This window comes from Zhouia amylolytica AD3 (assembly GCF_000511935.2).
In the GTDB taxonomy this organism is placed as follows: Bacteria; Bacteroidota; Bacteroidia; order Flavobacteriales; family Flavobacteriaceae; genus Zhouia; species Zhouia amylolytica.
The window spans coordinates 243,179-266,046 of sequence record NZ_AYXY01000023.1 but is presented as its reverse complement, the minus strand read 5'-3'; the positions used below and the strand labels follow the sequence as shown (position 1 = coordinate 266,046).

The 22,868-nt window shown below is 37.4% G+C and carries 23 protein-coding genes; 15 read left to right on the top strand and 8 right to left on the bottom strand.

Annotation, left to right across the window (positions count from 1 at the left end; all coding sequences use genetic code 11):
• The first annotated feature begins 51 nt into the window (after positions 1–51).
• The 13 genes from P278_RS11925 to P278_RS11865 all read left to right on the top strand — a co-directional run bounded on the left by P278_RS11925 (position 52) and on the right by P278_RS11865 (position 9,756).
• Positions 52–525 carry a hypothetical protein gene (locus P278_RS11925; protein ID WP_038267067.1) on the top strand — a complete coding sequence of 158 codons (474 nt, stop codon included), beginning with the start codon at positions 52–54 and terminating at the stop codon, positions 523–525.
• Positions 526–567: 42 nt separating this feature from the next.
• A complete protein-coding gene (gene ruvC, locus P278_RS11920) occupies positions 568–1,119 on the top strand; it encodes a crossover junction endodeoxyribonuclease RuvC (RefSeq protein ID WP_038267064.1) in 552 nt (183 codons plus the stop codon).
• Between the two features lie 362 nt (positions 1,120–1,481).
• Entirely contained in the window at positions 1,482–2,657 is a 1,176-nt protein-coding gene (hemW, locus tag P278_RS11915) for a radical SAM family heme chaperone HemW (protein WP_038267061.1), read from the top strand.
• A gap of 21 nt (positions 2,658–2,678) precedes the next feature.
• A complete protein-coding gene (locus P278_RS11910; protein WP_082436151.1) occupies positions 2,679–3,437 on the top strand; it encodes a cyclase family protein in 759 nt (252 codons plus the stop codon).
• Positions 3,427–3,786 (top strand): DUF4260 domain-containing protein, encoded by a 360-nt coding sequence (locus P278_RS11905; protein ID WP_038267054.1) that lies wholly within the window; start codon positions 3,427–3,429, stop codon positions 3,784–3,786. The genes P278_RS11910 and P278_RS11905 overlap by 11 nt, the downstream gene beginning before the upstream one ends.
• Positions 3,779–4,414, top strand: coding sequence for a DUF4230 domain-containing protein (locus P278_RS11900; protein ID WP_038267051.1), 636 nt, complete (start codon positions 3,779–3,781; stop codon positions 4,412–4,414). Before P278_RS11905 ends, P278_RS11900 begins: the two co-directional genes overlap by 8 nt.
• Before the next feature lie 2 nt (positions 4,415–4,416).
• Entirely contained in the window at positions 4,417–4,785 is a 369-nt protein-coding gene (locus P278_RS11895; protein ID WP_038267049.1) for an MmcQ/YjbR family DNA-binding protein, read from the top strand.
• Positions 4,786–4,884: 99 nt separating this feature from the next.
• On the top strand, positions 4,885–5,079 hold the full coding sequence (gene rpsU / locus P278_RS11890) for a 30S ribosomal protein S21 (protein ID WP_038267045.1): 195 nt from the start codon (positions 4,885–4,887) through the stop codon (positions 5,077–5,079).
• Between the two features lie 26 nt (positions 5,080–5,105).
• On the top strand, positions 5,106–5,549 hold the full coding sequence (locus tag P278_RS11885; protein WP_038267042.1) for a GNAT family N-acetyltransferase: 444 nt from the start codon (positions 5,106–5,108) through the stop codon (positions 5,547–5,549).
• Position 5,550: 1 nt separating this feature from the next.
• Positions 5,551–6,984: a sodium:solute symporter family protein gene (locus P278_RS11880; RefSeq protein WP_038267039.1), complete on the top strand. Its 1,434-nt coding sequence runs from the start codon at positions 5,551–5,553 to the stop codon at positions 6,982–6,984.
• Positions 6,965–8,044: an alanine racemase gene (locus P278_RS11875; protein WP_038267036.1), complete on the top strand. Its 1,080-nt coding sequence runs from the start codon at positions 6,965–6,967 to the stop codon at positions 8,042–8,044. The genes P278_RS11880 and P278_RS11875 overlap by 20 nt, the downstream gene beginning before the upstream one ends.
• Positions 8,045–8,244: 200 nt before the next feature.
• Positions 8,245–9,072 (top strand): hypothetical protein, encoded by an 828-nt coding sequence (locus P278_RS11870; protein WP_038267033.1) that lies wholly within the window; start codon positions 8,245–8,247, stop codon positions 9,070–9,072.
• Between the two features lie 108 nt (positions 9,073–9,180).
• Positions 9,181–9,756, top strand: coding sequence for a PhnA domain-containing protein (locus tag P278_RS11865; protein WP_038267031.1), 576 nt, complete (start codon positions 9,181–9,183; stop codon positions 9,754–9,756).
• A 49-nt stretch (positions 9,757–9,805) separates the two neighbouring features.
• On the opposite strand, the gene P278_RS11860 is transcribed toward P278_RS11865, so the two are convergent.
• The 6 genes from P278_RS11860 to P278_RS11835 form a co-directional block, all read right to left on the bottom strand.
• The gene (locus P278_RS11860; protein WP_038267029.1) at positions 9,806–10,387 is read right to left on the bottom strand and encodes a YdeI/OmpD-associated family protein; all 582 of its coding nucleotides are present in this window, start codon (positions 10,385–10,387) and stop codon (positions 9,806–9,808) included.
• 20 nt (positions 10,388–10,407) lie between these two features.
• Positions 10,408–13,383 (bottom strand): AsmA family protein, encoded by a 2,976-nt coding sequence (locus P278_RS11855; RefSeq protein ID WP_038267026.1) that lies wholly within the window; start codon positions 13,381–13,383, stop codon positions 10,408–10,410.
• 196 nt (positions 13,384–13,579) lie between these two features.
• Positions 13,580–14,467 carry an amidohydrolase family protein gene (locus P278_RS11850; protein ID WP_038267023.1) on the bottom strand — a complete coding sequence of 296 codons (888 nt, stop codon included), beginning with the start codon at positions 14,465–14,467 and terminating at the stop codon, positions 13,580–13,582.
• A 105-nt stretch (positions 14,468–14,572) separates the two neighbouring features.
• A complete protein-coding gene (locus P278_RS11845) occupies positions 14,573–14,947 on the bottom strand; it encodes a DUF7670 domain-containing protein (RefSeq protein ID WP_038267020.1) in 375 nt (124 codons plus the stop codon).
• Positions 14,948–15,080: 133 nt separating this feature from the next.
• Positions 15,081–15,500 (bottom strand): hypothetical protein, encoded by a 420-nt coding sequence (locus P278_RS11840; RefSeq protein WP_055725820.1) that lies wholly within the window; start codon positions 15,498–15,500, stop codon positions 15,081–15,083.
• 266 nt (positions 15,501–15,766) lie between these two features.
• Positions 15,767–16,330, bottom strand: a complete 564-nt coding sequence (locus tag P278_RS11835; protein WP_038267017.1) for a Crp/Fnr family transcriptional regulator — start codon at positions 16,328–16,330, stop codon at positions 15,767–15,769.
• A 116-nt stretch (positions 16,331–16,446) separates the two neighbouring features.
• On the opposite strand from P278_RS11835, the gene P278_RS11830 reads away from it, so the two are divergent.
• Positions 16,447–17,628, top strand: coding sequence for an MFS transporter (locus P278_RS11830; protein WP_038267014.1), 1,182 nt, complete (start codon positions 16,447–16,449; stop codon positions 17,626–17,628).
• 103 nt (positions 17,629–17,731) lie between these two features.
• Here P278_RS11830 and P278_RS11825 read toward each other — a convergent pair whose 3' ends face one another.
• Both P278_RS11825 and P278_RS11820 read right to left on the bottom strand, forming a co-directional pair.
• A complete protein-coding gene (locus P278_RS11825; protein WP_051413544.1) occupies positions 17,732–20,131 on the bottom strand; it encodes a glycoside hydrolase family 95 protein in 2,400 nt (799 codons plus the stop codon).
• Between the two features lie 81 nt (positions 20,132–20,212).
• On the bottom strand, positions 20,213–21,313 hold the full coding sequence (locus P278_RS11820) for a DUF4407 domain-containing protein (RefSeq protein ID WP_038267929.1): 1,101 nt from the start codon (positions 21,311–21,313) through the stop codon (positions 20,213–20,215).
• Positions 21,314–21,606: 293 nt separating this feature from the next.
• Between P278_RS11820 and P278_RS11815 the strand changes: the two genes are divergently transcribed.
• Entirely contained in the window at positions 21,607–22,809 is a 1,203-nt protein-coding gene (locus P278_RS11815; RefSeq protein ID WP_038267011.1) for an NAD(P)/FAD-dependent oxidoreductase, read from the top strand.
• Positions 22,810–22,868: the final 59 nt, after the last annotated feature.

Here is a 22,868-nt window from a genome sequence, read left to right as displayed (position 1 = left end):
TTTTTCATTGATAAAGATTAATTATGTAAATTCGTCACAGAATTGATTTTCATGCGTCTAACAGCTGCTTTTTTACTCATAGTATTATGTGTCTCATGCGATATTTTTGGAGGTAAGCCTTCCAAGGAAGAATTGGTCAATAGAGAGATGCAAAGCATTAACTGGAATGAAGTAGATCAGTACCCTCTTTTTGAGGCCTGCGATGAAACAGCTGACAAAACGCAGCAACGAAGATGTTTCCAGACGACCTTCACGAATCAGGTTTTTAAAACCCTTCAAAACAATCACATAGTGGTTCATAAGAGTCTGAATGATACCGTAAAGGTCCATATGTTGATCTCAAATACCGGAACCATTAAAATTACGGGTATCGAGAAAACAGACGTGATCAATAAACAGATACCACAACTCGATAGTATTATCAATGAGTCATTAAAACAATTGCCAAAATTATATCCTGCTATTAAAAGAGATATTCCGGTGAGCACCAAAATTAAACTTCCTATTGTTTTAAAGGCGGATTAGTGTAGCTTTGTAGAAAAGGGACACCGCTTCATATCATACATTTTGAACACAGAAAAGATCATATTAGGAATAGATCCCGGAACCACTATTATGGGTTTTGGTTTGATTAAGGTCGTTAATAAAAAAATGACCTTACTGCAGTTGAATGAATTACAGCTTAAAAAGTATACAGACCCTTACGTAAAGCTAAAATTAATTTTTGAACGTACGATCGAACTAATCGATACACATCATCCTGACGAAATAGCCATTGAAGCACCTTTTTTTGGTAAGAATGTTCAATCGATGCTTAAATTAGGGAGAGCCCAGGGAGTGGCCATGGCAGCGGGTTTATCACGTCAGGTGCCCGTTACAGAATACTCACCCAAGAAGATTAAAATGGCTATAACCGGGAATGGTAATGCAAGTAAAGAACAGGTAGCAAGAATGCTTCAAAGTTTACTTAGTATAAAAGAGTTGCCTAAAAATTTAGATTCAACTGATGGTCTGGCAGCTGCTGTTTGTCATTTTTTTAATTCCGGAAAAACCCAGCAAACAAAAAGCTATTCCGGTTGGGAGTCTTTTGTTAAGCAGAATCAGGATAAGATTAAATAGCGGTTGGCAGTATTCAGTAGCAGTAACTCACTAAAACCAAGATTAAACATGAAGTTTCAAGATCTTTATTCGTATAGGAAATAGTTTGAATTGGCTATGAGAATTTTTGAAGAGACCAAAGCTTTCCCTAAAGAGGAAACTTATGCCCTGATAGTGATGCAGAAAATTCTGAAACTCAGGTTTGGATAGAATTCTCATTTAGATGTGATTATTTAACAGAAAATCTGTATAATGAATTTATAAATGAAAGTTATGAAGTGATTAAGCTTATTAATTACACGATGTTGAACCCGCATAAATTTGGGGTGAAAACATCAAAATAACAAGGCTCAACACTGAATACTGAACACTGAATACTAAATATGGCTGGAATTTATATACATATTCCCTTTTGTAAGCAGGCCTGTCATTACTGCGATTTTCATTTTTCGACCTCCTTAAAGAAAAAAGATGATTTGGTAATTGCACTGGTCAAAGAAATGCAATTGCGTAAAAACGAGTTGCAGGATGAACCTGTAGAGACCATATATTTTGGAGGTGGTACACCTAGCTTGTTATCTGTTCAAGAGTTAAAATCCCTTATCGCCGCAGTTTATGAAAATTACAAGGTGATTGCAGATCCCGAAATTACGCTGGAAGCTAATCCTGATGACCTAACAGAAGCATCATTAGTTGGAGAGCAGTCGAAAACTATTTTTGAAGCATACAAAGGCATCGGAATCAATCGCTTGAGTATTGGAATACAATCATTTTTTGAGGAAGACCTAAAATTGATGAACCGCGCTCATAATGCCAAAGAGGCTAAAAAGTGTATTGAAGCAGCTACAGCCATTTTTGATAATATCACCATAGACCTGATCTACGGGATTCCGGGAATGAGCAATGAAGGCTGGATGCAAAATATCGAAACAGCATTAAGTTTTAATATTCCACATATTTCGAGTTATGCCTTAACCGTAGAACCCAAAACAGCTTTAGAAAAATTTATAGAAAAAGGAATTGTTAAACCAGTCGATGATGAAATAGCTCAACAACATTTTCAACTTCTGGTAGATACCCTAATGGAGCACGACTTTATTCATTATGAGTTGTCTAATTTTGGGAAAGAAGGATACTTTAGTAAAAACAACTCTGCCTATTGGCTCGGTAAGAAATACCTTGGTATCGGTCCGTCAGCACATAGTTATGATGGCCTTCACAGAAGTTGGAATGTAGCCAATAATTCAAAATACATTAAAAGCCTTCAGGAAAATATATTACCATCTGAAGTTGAAACCCTGTCAACGGTCGATCGATTTAATGAAACCATAATGACAGGTTTAAGAACCATTTGGGGGGTGTCGCTCAATAAAGTTAAAGAGAGCTTTGGAGAAAAGTATCTGGAATACCTGATACAGCAGTCTCAGAAGTATATAGAAGAGGGTTTATTGGAGATCGATAATGCCAACCCGTCCATGCCTGTTTTGAAAACGACGGCCAAAGGGAAATTTTTAGCCGATGGTATTGCTTCTGATTTATTTCTTTTAAATTTACAGTAAACACTAAAAACCTAAATAAACTTGAAAGCTACAATTCAGTACAAAAACAAAAAATACCCTATAAATTTTAATAACCCTATAGACATTTCGATTCCCATTAAAAATGGGGGCGAAAATGTAAATGCCTGGTATGTGGGGCCACCCACCATTCAACCTGTTCAGGATGGAGATTTTATAGGCGCAGTTTCTGAAGGAGCTTCCACAAACTTCAACGCCATAAACGTTATACCTCATGCTCATGGAACACATACCGAGTGCCTCGGACACATAACACATGAGTTTCATTCGATTAATGAACACTTGAAAAAGTATTTCTTTATGGCCGAAGTGGTAACGGTTGCACCGGGAAAAATTGAGGATGATTTTATAATTCCGGCCCAACAATTAAAGGTTGCCTTACACGGAAAAAGACCTGATGCCGTGGTTATCAGAACCCTCCCAAACTATTCCGATAAATTAACGAAACAATACGCGCACACCAATCCGCCATACCTGGAAGAGGAGGCTGCAACATTTTTAAGAGAAAAAGGAGTAAAGCACTTATTAATCGATTTGCCCTCTGTAGATAAAGAAAAAGATGAAGGAAAATTATTAGCACATAAAGCTTTTTGGAATTTTGATGGCTTGAGAAGGTATGATGCTACCATCACAGAATTTATATATGTACCCAATGAAGTTAAAGATGGCACTTATTTTTTAAATTTACAGGTAGCCCCCTTTGAAAATGATGCCGCTCCTAGCAAACCTGTTTTATATGAAATAATACCTGATGAAAAATAGTATCAAAATAGAAGAACTCCTGATGCTGGGCCTGGCAATATATTTGTTTAGTACTTTGTCTTTTGCTTGGTGGTGGTTTTTAGTTTTAATATTACTACCGGATATCGGAATGCTGGGTTATGTCTTTAACCCGAAAACGGGAGCCTTTACCTATAACCTTTTTCATCACAAAGCTGTAGCGGTATTGATGTTCTTTTTAGGCTTATATCTTGCTAATGAGTACATTCAGTTAATTGGGATTATTATCTTTGGGCATGCCTCGTTCGATAGAGCACTGGGTTATGGACTAAAGTATCCAACATCTTTTCACGACACCCATTTAGGGAAAATAGGAAACACGAATGAGTGATATAATTCAAATATTTTTAGGTCTTTTCGTTGGAGCGGTATGTATGTATTGGCTTTTCTCAACATATCGATTAAAGCGAAGTAAAGAAGTGACCAATACACAGTCGGTTGTGCTGCTTGAGAAAATAAGGAAAGTATGTAAATTGGTCGTTGTAGAAGGAGAATTTGCTGAGATTTATGATCATCAGCAAGATAAAGGGTATTTCTTTGGAATGATTTCCAGCACCAAACGCGCCTTATTAATCGTGAAAGCCAAGGTACATATAGGATTCAACCTTCAAAAACTAAAAATGGAAGCTGATAATAAGCGCAAACGAATTATTTTACATGCGTTTCCAGAACCTGAGGTGTTAAGCTTCGAGCCGAACTATAAATTTTATGATATCAAAGATGGTGTATTGAATAAATTTAAACCAGATGAGATATCTCAGTTAAATGAGAAAGCCCGCGAATTTGTGATGGATAAGATTCCTGAAAGTGGACTTATGGATACAGCCAGGAAGGAAGCCCTTGAAACTATTCTGATCATTCAGAACATTGTTGAAACCATAGGTTGGAAACTGGATTATTCAGCTTTGGAGATTACAACAAATGAAAAACTCCTAATGAAGGAAGCCTTAAAAGAATAATTATGCATATAGAGGCTTATAGAGCATATTGTATCTCAAAAAAGGGGGTAACCGAAGCGTTTCCTTTTAATGAGGATGTATTGGTATTTAAGGTCATGGGTAAAATGTTTGCCTTATCGTCTTTAATGAAGTGGGAGGAAGGAACACCTGAAATAAATTTGAAATGCGATCCTGATTGGGCTCGTGAATTGCGTGAAGAATATGAAGGCATTCAGGGAGGGTATCACATGAGTAAAAAACACTGGAACACCATTTCACTTTCTGACACACATATCTCTGATGTATTTTTACAAGAGCTTATTGATCATTCTTACGATCTTATAGTTGCCTCTCTTCCTAAAAAAGATCAGAAGGCTTTACGATCCATGTAAATTGAGCTAAATCGCCAAGATTAATACTTCCTTAACACACATTTTAATTATTTTTTTTAGTTATATTATAGGATATGATTGTATAATTAAAAAAAAGATATGCTAAAAATTATAGTGAAAAAGGATGAAAGTATTGAAAGAGCTTTAAAGCGTTACAAGCGAAAGTTCAACAAAACCAAAATGATCAGAGAGATTAGGGATCGAAAAGAATTTACCAAACCATCAATGGCTCGTCGTAAGACCAGAGAAAAAGCCAGGTACCGAAATATATATCTGCAAGGTCAGGAAGAGTAATTGTATAATTTATTTAAATCAAAGGTATGCTGAGTTTTATCTTGTATAATACCAATAATAAACCCGACGAAAAAACGAAATCTGTAATCGTCGATTTTCTTTTTAATAACCTCGAACAATATGGAGATCCAAAGGAAGACATCCTAAAGTGTCTTAACTATGCTGTCATGGATGAAGTTACAGCCCATGGAGGTTTTGCTTTGGTTGCGAAAGATCATGGAAAAATTGTTGGAATTACCATTATTAACGAAACAGGAATGTCTGGCTATATTCCAGAAAATATTCTTGTTTACATCGCAGTCGCTACAACTGCCAGGGGTAAAGGTGTTGGGAAAGCCGTTATGGAAAAAGCAATCAGTCTCATTGAAGGAGGTTTGGCACTGCATGTAGAACCCGATAACCCTGCTAAAATACTATATGAAAAATTAGGGTTTACGAATAAATACCTCGAAATGCGCTTAACCAAATAGTATGGGTACGATAGATATAGCAATTTTTATTGTCTACATCATAGTCGTTCTCGGAATTGGTTTTTATTTCCACTACAAAAATAAAGATGCCAAAGACTACTATACCGGCGGTAATAAAATGGGAAGCTGGCATATTGGACTTTCTGTTGTAGCTACCGATGTGGGCGGAGGATTTTCAATTGGATTGGGGGGCTTAGGTTTTCTTATGGGAATCTCCGGTTCATGGATGTTGTTTACAGGGTTGTTAGGAGCATGGCTCAGTGCCGTATTTCTCATTCCTAAAGTCATAAGTGAAGGCCATTTGTTTAACTTACTAACATTTCCCGAACTCTTAAAAAGAAAATATGGAGCCAGAGTGGCCCTTCTTGCAGGAATCATATCCTTTATCGGATACCTTGGGTTTACCTCCTCGCAATTATTGGCAGGAGCTAAATTAGCTGTTGGTACTTTTCCTGAATTATCAGTCAACAAAGCTGTATTGATCATGGGCGTTATTGCCGTAGTGTATACCGTTTTTGGGGGTATTAAAGCGGTGGTTTATACCGATACATTTCAGTGGGCGATATTAATGTTAGGACTCATTCTGATAGGCATTCCAATTTCGTATGTAGAGCTCGGCGGTTATGAGGCAATCGTAAAGGTTTTGCCCGATGGTTTTTTAAGCCTGACAAGTGTAAGCTGGGTACAGCTTATTAATTGGGCAGTAACGATCATACCAATTTGGTTTATAGGAATGACACTCTACCAGAGAATTTATGCATGTAAAGATGAAAAGACAGCGAAAAAAGCCTGGTTCACAGCCGGACTTTTTGAATATCCCGTCATGGCCTTTATGGGTGTGCTGCTCGGCCTATTTGCAAGGGTAGGAGCAGAACAAGGTATGTTTTTAGCTGATGGTTTTGCATCTGTAACAGCTATGGATCCGGAAATTGGATTACCACTCTTACTTAAAAATATTTTACCTGCCGGATTAATGGGGCTCATGCTGGCAGCTTATTTTTCGGCTATTATGTCTACAGCAGATAGTTGCCTGTTAGCTTCTTCCGGGAATTTTATAACGGATATTCTGGGCCTTAACAGTCAGAACAATAAAAATATTCGCCATTCACAGCTCGCAACATTAATTATTGGCGCTGTTGCGGTTTTATTAGCGACATTGATGAAAAATGTGTTGGAATTGATGTTAATGTCTTATGCCTTTATGGTATCGGGGCTATTTGTGCCTGTCATTGGGATGCTTTATGTTAGGAAACCCTCGGGAAAAGCAGCACTATGGTCGATGATTGTTGGTGGAGCATCTACTTTATTGCTGACTTTTTTAAAAATCGATATACCATTTGGGTTCGATCCAATACTTCCGGGAATTTTACTTTCGGCTTTTATTTTCTATCTTATATCCAAGCAAAGCAGAGACCATGGCATATTTACAGCTTAATACAAAATCGTTAAAACACAACTTTAAATATTTAGATGCAATATTTAAAAAGGACAGGAAAGAATGGGGTGTGGTAACCAAATTGTTGTGTGGTAATGAACTATTCCTGAAAGAGCTTCTCAAGTTAAAACCAAAAACGGTTTTAGATTCCAGGTTAAGTAATCTGAAAAAAATTAAAGAGATAGACCCATCAGTAGAAACCGTATATATCAAGCCGGTACCCCAACGAAGTATAGATGATCTTCTTGCTTTTGCTGATATTAGTTTCAATACCCAGTTCTCAACCATTAAAGCTATTAACGACCGCGCCTTAAAATTAGGGAAACGACATCAGATTGTGATCATGATAGAAATGGGCGATTTGAGAGAAGGGGTCATGCGTGAAGATTTTATAGATTTTTATGATAAAGTTTTTAATTTGAAAGGGGTTGAGGTTGTGGGGCTCGGTGCCAACCTGAATTGTATGAATGGCATCATGCCATCCCATGATAAATTAATCCAGATGAGCTTGTATGAACAGCTTATCGAAGCCAAGTTTAATAAAAAAATAAAATGGGTATCAGCTGGTACTTCGATTAGTTTTCCATTGTTAACTAAGGGACTGGTGCCTGAGGGAGTCAATCATTTCAGAATTGGTGAAACCCTGTATTTTGGCAATGATATTGTCGAACACACCAATATTCCTGAAATGAAACAGGATGTGTTTTTATTGAAGGCGGAGATTATTGAAATCATCGAAAAACCAAAAAATCCAACGGGCCTGGTAGGTGTTAATGTTGCCGGAGAAAAACCAAGTTTTGAAATCATGGATTATAAGGAAACCAGTTATCGGGCTATTTTAGATATCGGCTTGCTTGATGTAGATCCAAAGCACCTCACTATTATAGATGAAGATCACGATAAATATGGCTTAGTAGGGAGCAGTTCCGATATGATTGTTATTGATGTCGATGAAAATAAGGCCAATTTTAAAGTAGGTGATTTAGTGAGTTTTAAGGTAGACTATATGGGAGCCTTAACCTTGCTTAATTCCAAATATATAGGGAAAAGAATTATTTAATTTAGTAAGGGTTCTTACGAAATTTTAACCCTATTGTTCTGCCAATTAATAGCGTATAAGTAGTTGTAAAACAAAAAGATATGTTAATTAATTGTATATTTGTATTACTTCTAACACAATCTATACTCAAATTAGTGCATACTCCAAATTTAGGTGAAGCTACTGCTGTGGAAATTATTCACTAACTAAATTTTGGAACAATGAAAACAACCAAACAACCGATCCTGATCTTATGGACATGTTTATTATGTCTGTATGCATTCACTATCCAAGCACAAGAACCTTCACAGTATTACCTTACTGTCACTACCAACCACTGGAATTTTGATAAAGATGGCGGCTCCATGGAAGATTGGATTGCCACTGAAAAAGAGTACCTGGAAAATGTAATCAAAAAAAACGACCTCATTGTTGATGCAGGGGTTTACACTCATTATTTTACTCCTGATAATTCTGAGGTAATTTTTGTAACAGTCTATGATTCCTGGGAAAATATTGAAAAAGCACAGGATAAAAATGACGAATTAGTTGAAGCGGCATGGCCAGATAGTGATGCACGTAAGGAATACTTTAAGAAAAGGAATTCTTATTATATGAATGCGCACTCCGACGAGATATACGTTAGTTTTCCATATATGAAACCTGAAGACCCTGAAAAGGCAAAAGAATCATTAGTATCTTATGTAAGGGTGAGTCATGGTGCATTTCCGGAAAATGGTACCATGAAGGAATTTAATGACCTTTATAAAGAATGGTTCGATAACGTAGTGATGAAAAATGAACATGTTATAGGCTTTTACCCTCATATGCATGCCTGGGGTTCTGATCGTACCGACTTTATAGAAGTGTTTGTCGTAAAAGATTTAGCAGGAGTACAAGCAGCTCTGGAAAGGAATGGAGAACTCTTTGAAGCACATTTTACCACCGAAGACGCCCGTAAAGAATTTGGGGAGAAGATGGGGAAATATTTTACAGGAAAACACGAAGATTATTTGTATCGTTCGGTACCTGAGCTTTCTAAGAATTAATTTTATGCCGAATCAGAATTAAAAAAGGAGGCGCTAGCCTCCTTTTTATATGTAATACTTGTAAACTGTTATGATTAGCAGTAATATTGCAGCCAATTCAAGATACATATGAGCGTTTTAAAATCACTACAGGACAGAAGTCAGTCTTCGTGCGAACTGTGCGGAGCCAAAGAACAATTAAGTGTTTACACCGTACCCCCTGCAACCTCAGAGGGCATAGATGACAGTCTTCTTGCGTGTGCTACATGTATCGAACAAATGAGTGATTCCGATACAATAGATGCCAATCACTGGCGATGTTTAAACGATAGTATGTGGAGCGAACACCAGGCGGTAAAAGTAATGGCCTGGCGAATGCTGAACAGGTTAAGAGGTGAAGGATGGTCGCAAGATTTATTGGATATGATGTATCTGGAAGAAGATGAATTAAAAATTGCTAAAGCTATGGGGGATGGAGAAGACCCCGATAAGCCAAAGCATAGAGATAGCAATGGCGCTGAATTAAAAGACGGCGATAGCGTTGTACTGATCAAAGACTTGAATGTTAAAGGGGCGAATTTCACTGCCAAAAGAGGTACTGCGGTTCGCAGGATATCATTGGTCCATGATAACCCGGAACATATTGAAGGGAAAGTAGACGGACAGCATATTGTAATTTTAACCAAATATGTAAAGAAGTCATAAAGACCTCAATATATCCTTCAGGTGTTAAGCCGAATGCTTTAAGTTAAAATCAGCGGTCATTTAGCCCTTTACCATCCATTATTTTAGGAATGTTTTTCTCAATACGTGCTTCACGTGTTTTAGATTGTTTGGCGCTTGAAAAATGAAGTAAATAACCACGTTGCCTGCCAGGTGTTAATGCTTCAAATGCTATTTTCAGGGCATGGTCTTCATCAAGTTTTTTTTGAAATTCTTCGGGCATATCGAATTCTGAAGTCTTTTTATAACGAACCTCAAGCCCTGCTTTTTCTACTTCAATGGCCTCGTATATGTAGGTCTTTAAGGTAGCTTCCATGTCAACTATCTGTTGGGCATCTGTGAATCTGATCTGTCGCGCTGCTTGTACATTTTTGGTTTGTTGAATTAATATGGAATCCGTGTCTTGTAGTAAAGCGCCTTTGTGAAATAAAAGAGCACAATAATCTTTAAAGCCATGTATTAAGACAATATTGTTGTTTTTATAAGTGTAACACGGAACGCCCCATTTTAAATTCTCGGTTAGACCACATTCCAGAACCAGGGTTCTTAATTGGTCATAAGCAGTTTGCCATTTTGTATCCTTATTAAAAAAGAAATCCACCTTGGGGTTCATAATTGCTATTTTTTTGGTTTTTAAAAATCTAATGTTTTAAGAATTGCCAGCCTCTCATTCACAATGGAAGAATCAGCCTTTTTTTGTAAACGTTCTTTATCTGTAAAATAGTACTTATACTTAGCCTTTGATAGTTTGATGTGATGGTCTTTAAAATTTTCACCGGTAATATCTACACCTGTCTTGAAAGGAATAGGAGATTTTAATACGGAAATATGGTAATGATAGCTCATGTCATGTTGTTGTGTGCCACCAAGTACAAGTTTGTATTTGTCGATTTCAATCAAAGCAGGTAAGATATCCACACCATGATCCTTAAATGCCATTTGCATCTCTAAGGTTTCTATCGGGTTTTTTTGCTTGTGTTTAAATTTAAATGTATTAGCCAGATCTTTGAATGCCGGGTCATTCACTACGAAAATATCAGTAGCCTTCATTGCTGCAACCCCTCTGACTGTTTTAAGTTTGAACTTTAACTCTTCATTCAGTTCTACGTTTCCTTTTATTCTGAAATCCACCTTCCCTTGAAAAGAATGAACTGCCGGAAATAAGGAGTCCATTACAGGTACCACTTCATTAATATGAGCCATTTCTATTTCACTTAGATAAACTTTAAAATCTAAATTTGCAGCTTCATTTTTTGGAGTGTTAAATGCCAGATCAGCATCCAGGTCAGAAACAAAATTCCTAAACTGCATATCCTTCATTTTAAATAAACCTTTCTCAACACTAACATTTCCGGTAATACCATATAATTGCATTTGACCCATCTGGAACCTTGAAATGTTATTGTATAATTCAAACTTAAAATACTCAGGCAATCGGAATTTGCGTTTTCTGTTTTTGTATGCTATTGAAGTTGTATCAATAATGACTTTATTATCTAAACTAACGATGGCTCCATTGTCCATCGGGGCCATAACATCAATCAATTGATTGGCATCCATATAAGAAGAAGTTATTTGAAGACTTGCGGATACCAGGTCACCCGTCTGTAATCCCTTCGTATTGTATATGTCGCCACTAACAACCATATTAGAATCTCCAAAAGAGATAGAAGTCTGGTTCAGGCTGAGGTTATCATTAATAAATGAAATACTTTGTTTTGGGGTTTGAATATGATAAAGAAACTCGGGTGCATGTGCATATATATTGTCAAAGTAAAGGGTGCCTGAAGGTTCCCAAACGGAATCCCTTTGGGTGATTTTCATTTCAGTTTCACCTTTTAAAACGGTTAAAAAGACTTTCTTCTGAGAAAGGGTCAAGCTATCTGCTCTTAGGATGGAGTTAATGCCGGGAGGGGCAGTATCAGTTTTTGGGAAATAGACAATAGCCATTTCAGACTTATTACTAAAGGCAACAATAGAATCGTATGCACTGAATTTGAGATGATGTACTTTGGTTTGTGCCCTGTAACTATTAAGATCAGTATTTTTCGAAGGACTAAAATCCGAACTTAGTTCGGCAATACTAAAATGAATATCTTTGGTATGAACTCCCAGTTCCTTTACAGAAAGAAGAGCGTCCCAGTCCTTTATATTTTGAGCATGGTTAAAAGCTCTTCCTTCAATTTTTTCCACTTCGATTAATGTACTGTCTTCTTTTGAATGAAGTAAGAATTTATCAACGCTGAGGGTGCCTTTCATTGGGATCTCATTAAATTGAAAATTTAAAAGGTCGGTGGCATTAAAATTTGAATATAATTCTGATGTAACTTCACCTTGTAAAATCAATGACTCACTTAAAGGAAAGTTTTTTGAGATCGTGTTAAAATTCAGGGCACTGTGTAAGTCGATGTCTATAATTGGTTTTTTTAAAAGCTGCTGGATACTACCAGATCCATTAATATCAATACCGGTCCCCTTTATTTGGAGGTTTTTAATACTTGCATATGAATTTAGCGGTTCCTTAGGTTTGACTACAACAGCTATTTCACCATGGATGTCATTAACTTCTCCAGCGTACCCGGCAAAAGAAACAGAGCCATTATTTAACACAATATCGGTGGTAATATCAGGAAGTTCACTTTTGCTTAATACACCATTAATTTCGCAGGCCATCAGGAGCTTCCCTCTGGTGCGAATTCCTTTTTTCTTTAAATATTGCTCAGGCATATAAGCCAATAAATCTTTTAATGAATTTGTGGTAAGTTTGGTTTTGAGAGCCAATCTAATCTTTTCTTTCTGTGGTAAGAGCTCAATATTACCTTCACTCCTCAAATTTATGTCCTTAATGCTTAAATCCGCTTTTTTTATTTGCAAGAGCGTGTCCGTTGGTGAAAATTTCAACTTTGAATCAAGACTTATTTCGGGTACTGTAAATGCCCCCAGAGAATTATGATAAACAGTGATTTTATCATTATTGCTTTTAAGACGTATATCTATATCAGTTCTACGTACACTTGGATCGATCTCCAGATTGAAATTATCAATTTGACCCTGAAGTCCGGAAGAATGGTCATAATAGTTAACATGCGATTTTTTAATAGTTATCTGAGGGATGTAAAGCGCGTCCAGTTTATCGACAACACCAGAGGAATCTGAAGTTTTAAGAGGTAACTTTTGTAAACTGCTCCAGTTGGAAACCCCCATAGAGTCCAAACTAAAATTTATATCTGCCTCCTGAATCTGTATTTTTTTAATAGCCTTTTTACTTTTTTGCAGTACTCCGACAAGGTTAAGTTTCAACCTGGCAGTGTTAAAATGAAGTAGCGTATCATTTGCAATACTGTCTTTGGCATATAAAGTTCCGTTCGATAGTTTTAAGGCAAAATTCGGGAAACTTGAAAAGTATGTTAATTCAGCACGATCTATAGTTGTGGTTGTGTTGAATTCTGAGTTAATAATATCTAGAATTTTCGGGGTTAATTTACCGGGGGTGATAATGAAGTTAATGACTATCGATACTCCCAAAAGAAAGAATAACACAAGGCCAGAAAGGACAAGCAAAGCTTTCTTAACCTTTTTATTCGACCTTATATTTCTAATGGAAAGCATGCTGTATCCGGAAATTTTATAGTTAATTGCTTCTTACTTCGGTAATTCAGTATTAGACATTTATATCTAAATTATGCATAGATAATGAGATACGCAACTATGCAAATCACTGTAGTGTAGTTGAATTTATTTTTTTGTGAATCTGAATCTGAAGCCCCGTAGCATCCCCTATTCATAAATACTTTGGCAGAAATTGCTATTCCGTAGGTAATTTTAAAAATCTTTTAGCATTGTCGTACAGGATCATCTGTTTTTCTTCTGCCGTAAGAAACGCTATGCTATTTAAGAATTCAATCGATTTGCTAATCGCTCCCGGCCAAACCATCTGATCGCTACCAAACATAATCCGATCAAGAAGTCCGGCTGCTTTGGCTCTTTTTAATAAGTCTATAGCGTATGATTTTACTATAGGGTCAACCCAAAGCATAACCCCGAGATCCACATAGAGTTGTCTATACATTGACATCATCCGAACAGCATGTTCATAAAAAACTTCACCTCCGTGCATCAGGTATATACGTAACTTCGGATACCTGACTAAAACATCTTCTATGAGTAATGGATCACCCAGGGCAATTCTGAACTTCGGACAACAATTGTATGGGGTCATTGGAGGGCCTCCACCCGTATGGTAGGCTACCGGGATATCATATTTTTCACAAATGGCCAGATATGGAGCATAAATGGGATCGTTTAAACTGCGACCATAGTAGATGCCTGCCACTTCACCAAAAACTTTAATGGTTCCGTCTTTTATGAGGGCTTCAAAAGTTTCTATGGGTATGAGTTTTTCTTCATCGGAATATCCGGGAATAAATCTTGGATCAGCCGCCGAATAAAGCTTGATACTTGCTATAGATCCACTGACTACAGCATGTTCAATATTATGCTTATTCATCAGCATAATGGTTTCTCTAAGGTGCTCGGCAGCCGTTTTAGGTGCGGTTACCCCTGAGGGATGCCCATTAACTCCCCAATAATCTTCCTGGGTATAACTATGCATATGAACATCAATGACCTGTGCACTTGATACCTGATAAATAACAAACAGAAAAATAACGGATAATATGATTTTAGAATTCATAAACGAGATGTTTGTGTAGGTAAAGTGATCTCTTCAGAGTACACTAAAATACATTAAAAATCAGCTAGTTACAAATTCGGAGTAAATTGTTTTAGCTAAGGAAACTTAGAATTTAGCTTCTTCGCGTAATAAAGAATGGATAAGGAATAAAACCCCGGGAATAAATGCAAGACTTAATAATAATAGATTGGAAACCAGGTCAGGTCGAATGATCATTAAGATAATCATGCTCATCAATGCAATAATACTTCCGGTTCGCTCCCGAATAAAACACACAATAAGACCTAATAAAGTGCCTATGGGAAATAAAATAAATGCAAAGATATCTTTGGTTGGAATGGCATGGTTATCTGTATTGCCCTGGTTAGATAAATGAGTAAGTAGAAAAAATAAAATAAATGCAATGACCAGTGCGGCAGATATCCGCGCCAGCCATAAAATAGTTTTTCTGATCTTTTCATGCGGTGTCGTCGGTTCCATGACTAAACTGGTTGATTCACAGCTTTTTTGAGTTGTGAATAGATACTCTAAGTTAATGAAACTTATTCAGATGAACTAAAAAAGCGATGTTTAGACCAGGAAAGTTGTACTGATAATATTTACTAAAAGCGTTTTATTTAAGAATTGTTTTAACACCAATAGTTTTGAAAAGTTCCTTGGTTTTAATCATGTCATGAGCCTTAACAAGTTTAGAAAAATGTCGTTTGCTGCCATCGACAAGAAGTAAACTATATTTTTTTCTTCCTAATACGGAGTACTCTATTAAGGCCTCAATATCATTGAGCTCCACATAATTAATTTTTGATTTCTGAAAGAAGGAAAAACTATAATAAATGAGCATAATAACAGATGAAGTGGCAATAGTTACCCATAACATTTCAAATACGCCCCATTGGTTATCTTTTAGAATGTATAGATTAATACTAGCATTGATGATGTTTAAAATAAAGATGATAAATACAATTTTGTACTGAGCCGTAAGATCGTGATGAATCACCAATGAGTTTCGCTCTTTTAGGTAGTCTATGTTCATAGTTTAGTTCGTTTTTTTAGACTTGGTCGGTCTTGTGTACGATGCTTGGGGATGATAAATGTAGGGAAAATATTCGATTAATTAGAGTCTTAATTTGATGTCGCTTGTAAAGTTATTAACGATAACTTGTTAATAGTGTGATGAGTAGATGTTTTTAGTAGTGGGAGGTACTGATGGTTGTTATCGAAAGTTTGCTACGAATTTGTAGAGGGCAAGTCTTACTTTGAAGCATTGAAAATAATGGGGTTTCAATGGACTAAAGAACTTTAGAGTTTAGTTTTATTCAAAACACGGTTTAAACTTCTGGGGGTAATGCCCAGGTAATTTGCGATGTCTTGCTTAGCAAGTTTTTGAAATAATTCAGGAAAATCTTTTTCTAAACGTTGGATCTTATCTTCAATAGTATGAGATTGGTTGTAGGCATGTCGTATCGCTTTGTACTGTATTTTATTGGTCAAGGCTTCCAAAATGAGACGATTGAATTTTTTATCCGTATCCAATAATGTCATAAAAACCTTTGCAGGGATTTGTATAATCTCCACCGGATTGATCGCCTCAATACAACAAAAACTTAAGCCACCTTTTAAAGTTTCAACTTCACCAAATAGTTCACCTTCACCAAAAAATTCCTGTATGAATTGAGTTCCGTTATCCTCGGTAAGATAACACTTTGTGACTCCCTGTTTTATTATATATACATTGGATACACGCTTGTTTTGATCGAGAATGACTGCTCCGGCTTTATAGGTATTACCCACAATATCAACTGGAATCTCTTGGATGAGAGTCTCTGTTAAGTACTGTAATAATTTTGGATTTTTACGAATCATTGTTTTACCGGGACAAATGTCCTTTTAGAGCTTTGGGTATTATTGTTACTTTGCCTGCATAAAGGTCGAATAATTTTTTATTCAAACAAATAGTTCGAGATCAGTAGTCAATATCAATGAAAAAAATACCTGCTTTAAATAACTCACACCCGGTTTATAACCTTAAACTAGGATTGGTATGTGTGAGTTCATTGCTTTTTTCAGCAAGCTATAATATGCTAATTCCGGAACTTCCGGCATATCTTACCTCATTAGGAGGAGCCAGGTATATAGGACTTATTATTGCATTGTTTACCCTTACAGCAGGAGTGTCAAGGCCGTTTAGTGGAAAGCTAACGGATACCGTTGGCAGAATTCCTATAATGATATTTGGTACGGTGGTCTGTGTGATCTGTGGATTATTATATCCTTTACTTCACACCGTTTTTGGATTTTTACTCTTGCGATTGTTGCATGGATTTTCTACCGGTTTTAAACCAACAGCCACCTCAGCCTATGTGGCAGATATCACACCGGCTAAATTTTGGGGAACAGCCATTGGTATGCAAAGTCTTTTTTATAGTACCGGAATGGCTGTAGGACCCGCTCTGGGAAGCCTGATAAAAATGAATTATTCATATAATATATTGTTTTATGTTTCCTCAGTTTGTGCGTTACTCTCTATGCTGGTAATCTTAAACATGAAAGAAACCTTAGAGTCAAAGCAAAAGTTTAAATGGAACCTTCTGCAAATTCAACGCAGTGATATTATTGCATTTGAAGTGTTACCGGCCGCCTTCGTTGTATTACTCGTTTACGTTTCATTTGGGGTCATTTTAACCCTTATACCGGATTGGACAGCTCACTTAGGGATTGCTAATAAAGGAATGTTCTTTATCGTATTCACCGTCTCATCTCTGTTGATTCGGTTTATTGCCGGCAAAGCTTCCGACACCTACGGACGAAAAATACTAATCATTATAGGATTGGTGTTTTTGATTGTTGCCTTGCTGCTGCTTGGTATGGCCTCATCGGTGCTCATTTTTATTATCGGAGCCGTTCTGTACGGTATTGCAATGGGAATACTATCACCTTCTTTAAATGCATGGACCATAGATATGAGTTTGAAACATGCCCGGGGAAAAGCCGTGGCTACCATGTATATAGCCTTAGAGGCCGGTATTGGTTTAGGAGCATTGTTCTCAGGCTGGTATTATCAGGGAAACATCGGAAATATACCTGTGGTAATGTATGCCATCAGTGCAATAGCCTTCATCGGACTTCTTTATATGCTTATAAAAAAAGGTAAAGAGGCTTAACTTTAAATTTGAGCAAGCATCTTTACCTATGAATTCGATCTGAATAAACACGGTAGATTTAGTCAATCATGATCCCCGCATCCAGTTGTGTTAGCATCTTTTTTCAGTATAATTCCTTGATTTCATGATCAGTGGAAGCCTTTGCATCAAAGGTTATATCCTGTCCGTTATATGAAACTGTACACGGTTGATTGTAATCAGACCTGATATTAACATACATTAGTTTACCTTGTTCCCAGCTTAGGTCAACTGTAAAACCACCTCTGGCTCTAAGACCTGAGAAGCTCCCGCTTTGCCAATCTTCAGGAAGGGCTGGTAACAGTTCTATTTTACCTGTGTGACTCTGAAGTAGCATTTCAGCAATTCCGGCCGTAGTTCCAAAATTAGCATCAATTTGAAATGGAGGATGTAACCCAAATAGATTCTTACTTGTACTTTTAGTTAAAACCGTATTTAAAGCATTATGAGCTTCTTTAGCTTCACCCAGACGAGCATACTGACTAATAAGCCATGCGGCACTCCATCCCGTATGGCCACCTCCGTTTTCAATCCTGTAGTCTAATGATTTTTTAGCTGCTGCTGCAAGTTCAGGCGTATCGACTAAATTGATTTCAGCCCCCGGGTGAACCGCAAATAAATGGGAAATATGGCGATGACCAGGTTCTCGCTCCTTAAATTCTTCAGCCCATTCCATAAGCCTTCCGTCACTTCCGATCTTCGTTGTAGCTAATCGATCTAAATTACTTTTGGTAATAGCGGTAAAGCTATCACTAATTTTAAGTGTTTCTGAAGCCTTGATAAGGTCTTTAAAAAGCTGGGAGATTACTTGTTGATCATGTGATGGTCCCATACTGATTTGAGCGGTGGTACCATCTTCGGTAATAAAAGTATTCTCAGGGGAAACTGCCGGTCCCGAAACCAACTTCTGCGTCTTTGGGTCTTCAGTAAGCCAATCGTTATAAAAGGCGGCAGATCCCTTTAAAACAGGATACATTTTCTTTAAAAAACTGGTGTCCCTGGTAAATTCAAAGTGTTCCATGATATGTTGAGACAACCAGGCCCCACCTGTCGAATGCATTCCCCAGGAAGCCATTTCTCCCGGAGCTGTATACCCCCAGACATTGGTAATAGGGTGTAAGACCCAGCCATTATTCCCATACTGTACCTCGGCGGTAACACTTCCCGGTTTTACGAGATTTTGTAATAAGTCGAAAACGGGGAGGTGTAATTCTGATAGGTTGGTGGTTTCCACAGGCCAGTAATTCATTTGAATGTTAACATCAGTATGGTAGTCACCATTCCATGGGGTCTGTATCTGATTGGCCCAGATACCTTGTAAGTTAGCAGGAAGCGTTCCCGGTCGCGATGATGAGATCAATAAATATCGACCGTACTGAAAGCTCAGTTCAGTTAAGTGTAGATCATTTAATGAATCTTTGAATTGTTCCACGCGTTCATCAGTGGGGATGTTCGCTATTTTACCCTGACTTAAGTCAAGTTGAACCCTGTCAAAATATTGTTTATAGTCTTTAATATGATCAGCTTTAATAGCTTCAAAACCCTTCTTAACGGAATTGTTGAGGTTTGCTAAACTAACGCTCTTATAATCGCGACCGGTATAATGTGGATGCTCCAATACGTAATCAGTCGATGCGGTGAGGTAGAGTGTTACTTCGTCAGCATTTTTAATTTCAATGCCATCATCAGCGTAAGAAACAGTACCGTTTTTAGCTACCGCTTGCAACCTGGCTATATATTTTAAATTAGTGCCACCTTTTCCGTCCGGTAGTTCACCGGTCATGATCAATTGATCATCTTTTGTAAAGGTCTTGTAATACTCCGGGCGATTCATTTTAACATCAAATGAGATGCTTCCCGGCTTACTTGCTTTAAATGAAGCGGCCAATACCTGATCCGGATGACTGGTTAAAATTTCTCTGGTATAGCTTATTTCGTCTTGTACATATTTAACCGTAGCGATCGCATTGTGCAAGTTTAAATCGCGATAATAATCAGTATATGGTGACTTTGAATGATTCTCTATCCATAGATCTCCTAAGGTCTGAAAGCATCCAAAAGGAACATTCGCCCCATTACCATGTCCTGATCCTTTCCCACTACATACCTGAGTCTGGTTGGTGAGGAGGGTGGCTTCCTTGTATTTGCCTTCAAACAATAACTTTCGAATGCTATCCAGATGTTTTTGAGCTTCAGGATTATTGTTGTCAGCGGGACTCCCCGACCACATGCTCTCTTCATTGAGTTGAATGCGTTCGGTATGTACGTCGCCAAAAACCATGGCGCCCAGACTGCCATTTCCCAATGGTACAGCTTTCATCCATTCAGGATTGTTTTTCCAGCCGTTTTCAGGATCTGCTTCCAATGCATTAGCAGGTTCATCAAACCAAAGTTTCAGGGTCTGTAATTCCTCGTTATTTTTCGCTGGATTACAACTGCTCACAAGAACAATTAAAACAAGAATGGGTAAATAAAGTTTAAACATAATTTAAAGGGTAAATGTTTCTAAAATAGATAAATTTTTGAGTAATATAGAAACATTTAGATGTATTAGACAATCAAAACCCTACAGTATGTTTTTCTGTTGTTTATAAAAAGCGTCGGCCTGTAGTTGCATGATCTCACGTGCAGATTTACGCTTATAAGTATATAATTCGTCTTCTTCACTTAAGTCCTCATATACCTTATCATTGATAACAGCATCAGTGGCCAATTGTTTTTTGCGCTGGTAGGCTTTTTGTTGGGCCCAGGTCTTAGCGGCATCTTCGGCATCAGAAAGTTTGATGTCGTAGGCTCCTTTGGGAGCCATTAATTTTGCAAAAATAGGGGCAGTTTCAATGGCAAAGAATAATAGAAAAATAAAGAATGAAGGTAACCAGGGTAACTTATCAAGTGCATTTACCCGTGCCATAAGACCATCAAATCCGTCTATAACGGGTTGTGTTTCAGTAACCTTCTTGTCGTAGTTGCTTTTTAAGGTGGCGATCTGCCCCTCTATCTCACCTATTTTAGCAGTGTTGTTCTCACGTAGTGTTTGGAGTTCCTTTAAGCTCGCGTCGTGCTTTTCACGTTTCTCTTTGTATACCGGACCTTTGCCTATTTTCAAAGTACCTTCACGTCCTTCTGCCTCTGCAATATAAGTGTCGTATAATTCATTTACTGCCGCTTCCTTTTCGGAGACTTCTTTTTTCAGTACAGAGATTTGATTTTCCAATAGCTGAATTTCCGGTTGGTATTGGAGTCCGATTTGTTCTTGATTGGCAAGCGTAAGTTCATTTTTTTCTTCAAGTAAAACCCGATCGATCTCTTTTTCAAATATTTTTAGCTCTAATGGCTTGGCAATAACAATAGCAATGATAATGGCCAATAGAATTCTTGGTACCGCCTGGATAAATTCACTCTTAAAGCTCCCGCTCTTTTTTATTGTGGAAACGATAAACCTGTCCAGGTTAAAAATAAGTAGTCCCCATATTAATCCAAAGAAAATAGCCAGATATACACTGTCAAACACCGTATACAAGGCATAGGAAGAAGCGATAAAAGCCATAACGGCTGTAAAAAACACAGTACCGCCTATACCGGCCTGCTTTATTTGTTCAGATTTTGAACAGGTTTCAAGGAGGTCCGTATCAGCGCCGGAACACATCCAGAAGAATTGCTTTAACATAATAACACGTTTTTTGATTGATCTATCCGCCGGTTTGAGAAATGCATTCCTACCCATCGAATCGAAAACATGAGACTTATCCAAAAACATAGCTATTCCGGATACCATTTTCTTTAGAAAATAATTCGAATTGTCGATTTGAAATTGTGATCGTGCAATGAAACTCTAACCAACTTTAATTATATAACGCAAAACCACTCCAATTGTTACATGTTATTTTTACTTACTGTAACTTATGTTACTGATAAACATGGGGTTCTGTAGTACCTTTAAGTATTCAAAATCAATAAGTCATGAAAACATCAGTAGTTATAGGAGGCAACTTTGCAGGGATGACCGCTGCACTAGAACTTAAACGTAAAGGGAAAGACCAACAAAGGGTCATTATGATTGATAAATCACCTTTATTCTTATTTATTCCTTCCCTGATCTGGGTGCCATTTGGCCGAAGAGAAGTTAAGGATATCTCTTTTAGAAAAGATGAAATACTGAAGAAAAAAGGAGTGGAATTTATGCAGGCAGAAGCCTTGAAGGTCGATACGGAATTGCAAATTGTTCAGACTACCAAGGGGGATGTTCATTACGATGATTTGGTTGTTGCAACCGGACCAAAAGTAAAATATGATGTGGCTCCCGGAGTAGAAAAATACGCTCACTATGTAGGTACCCCAAACGGGGCAATGAAAATTAGAAAAGCACTGGAGGAATTTAAAAAGAACCCCGGACCGATAGTGATAGGCGCTACGCAAAATGCCGGATGTATGGGCGCAGCTTACGAATTTTTATTCAATATAGAGAAATGGCTAAGAGAACAAAACATACGTAAGGAGGTTGACCTGTATTGGATAACCCCTGAAACCTTCTTAGGACACTTTGGGATTGATGGGATTAAAGGTGGTGAGACCATGTTGAAATCGTTTATGAAGATGTTTAATATTCATTACCGAACCGAAGTAGGTGTGGAAGAAGTAATGGAAAATAAGGTGAAACTAAGCAGTGGAGAAGAATTACCAAGTAGCTTTACCATGTTAATGCCTCCATTCATAGGGGTTGATTTTGTACAGAATTCACCGGGACTTAAAGCTACCGCAGCGGGATATATACCCGTAACTGACGATTATAGACATGTAACACTGCCTAATGTATGGGCTGCCGGAATTGCCGTCGATGTAAAACTCCCGTTCGAACCAGGAAAAGTTCCATTCTCCGGACCGAAAACAGGATACCCTTCCGATGAGACCGGGAAGATTGTAGCAGAAAATATTATTCGAGTACAACAAGGCAAAAACGAACTTAAGAAAAAAGGATGGGGTAAAATACCAGGTATTTGTATCATGGATGCCGGTAAAAAAGAGGTAATCATTTTAAGTGATAAACTTTTTAAACCCAGAAAGTTTGCCATCATGATCCCAAACATATTTTACGACTTCAACAAGGTCTTATTTGAGAAATATTTTCTGTGGAAAACCAAACACGGATACTCCCAGTTACCTTGATGTTTTTTGATTGATTTTTTAGAACAAAGCCCGCTTTAATAGCGGGCTTTGTTATTTAA

Bases quoted from the DNA above. Each gene is read 5' to 3' on its own strand.
- hemW (WP_038267061.1), top strand. From the start codon at position 1,482: ATGGCTGGAATTTATATACATATTCCCTTTTGTAAGCAGGCCTGTCAT.
- P278_RS11830 (WP_038267014.1), top strand. From the start codon at position 16,447: ATGAAAAAAATACCTGCTTTAAATAACTCACACCCGGTTTATAACCTT.
- P278_RS11895 (WP_038267049.1), top strand. From the start codon at position 4,417: ATGCATATAGAGGCTTATAGAGCATATTGTATCTCAAAAAAGGGGGTA.
- P278_RS11845 (WP_038267020.1), bottom strand. From the start codon at position 14,947: ATGGAACCGACGACACCGCATGAAAAGATCAGAAAAACTATTTTATGG.
- P278_RS11900 (WP_038267051.1), top strand. From the start codon at position 3,779: ATGAGTGATATAATTCAAATATTTTTAGGTCTTTTCGTTGGAGCGGTA.
- P278_RS11855 (WP_038267026.1), bottom strand. From the start codon at position 13,383: ATGCTTTCCATTAGAAATATAAGGTCGAATAAAAAGGTTAAGAAAGCT.
- P278_RS11925 (WP_038267067.1), top strand. From the start codon at position 52: ATGCGTCTAACAGCTGCTTTTTTACTCATAGTATTATGTGTCTCATGC.
- P278_RS11905 (WP_038267054.1), top strand. From the start codon at position 3,427: ATGAAAAATAGTATCAAAATAGAAGAACTCCTGATGCTGGGCCTGGCA.
- P278_RS11850 (WP_038267023.1), bottom strand. From the start codon at position 14,467: ATGAATTCTAAAATCATATTATCCGTTATTTTTCTGTTTGTTATTTAT.
- P278_RS11865 (WP_038267031.1), top strand. From the start codon at position 9,181: ATGAGCGTTTTAAAATCACTACAGGACAGAAGTCAGTCTTCGTGCGAA.
- P278_RS11825 (WP_051413544.1), bottom strand. From the start codon at position 20,131: ATGTTTAAACTTTATTTACCCATTCTTGTTTTAATTGTTCTTGTGAGC.
- P278_RS11835 (WP_038267017.1), bottom strand. From the start codon at position 16,330: ATGATTCGTAAAAATCCAAAATTATTACAGTACTTAACAGAGACTCTC.
- P278_RS11875 (WP_038267036.1), top strand. From the start codon at position 6,965: ATGGCATATTTACAGCTTAATACAAAATCGTTAAAACACAACTTTAAA.
- P278_RS11870 (WP_038267033.1), top strand. From the start codon at position 8,245: ATGAAAACAACCAAACAACCGATCCTGATCTTATGGACATGTTTATTA.
- P278_RS11840 (WP_055725820.1), bottom strand. From the start codon at position 15,500: ATGAACATAGACTACCTAAAAGAGCGAAACTCATTGGTGATTCATCAC.
- P278_RS11820 (WP_038267929.1), bottom strand. From the start codon at position 21,313: ATGTTAAAGCAATTCTTCTGGATGTGTTCCGGCGCTGATACGGACCTC.
- rpsU (WP_038267045.1), top strand. From the start codon at position 4,885: ATGCTAAAAATTATAGTGAAAAAGGATGAAAGTATTGAAAGAGCTTTA.
- P278_RS11885 (WP_038267042.1), top strand. From the start codon at position 5,106: ATGCTGAGTTTTATCTTGTATAATACCAATAATAAACCCGACGAAAAA.
- P278_RS11860 (WP_038267029.1), bottom strand. From the start codon at position 10,387: ATGAACCCCAAGGTGGATTTCTTTTTTAATAAGGATACAAAATGGCAA.
- P278_RS11815 (WP_038267011.1), top strand. From the start codon at position 21,607: ATGAAAACATCAGTAGTTATAGGAGGCAACTTTGCAGGGATGACCGCT.
- P278_RS11880 (WP_038267039.1), top strand. From the start codon at position 5,551: ATGGGTACGATAGATATAGCAATTTTTATTGTCTACATCATAGTCGTT.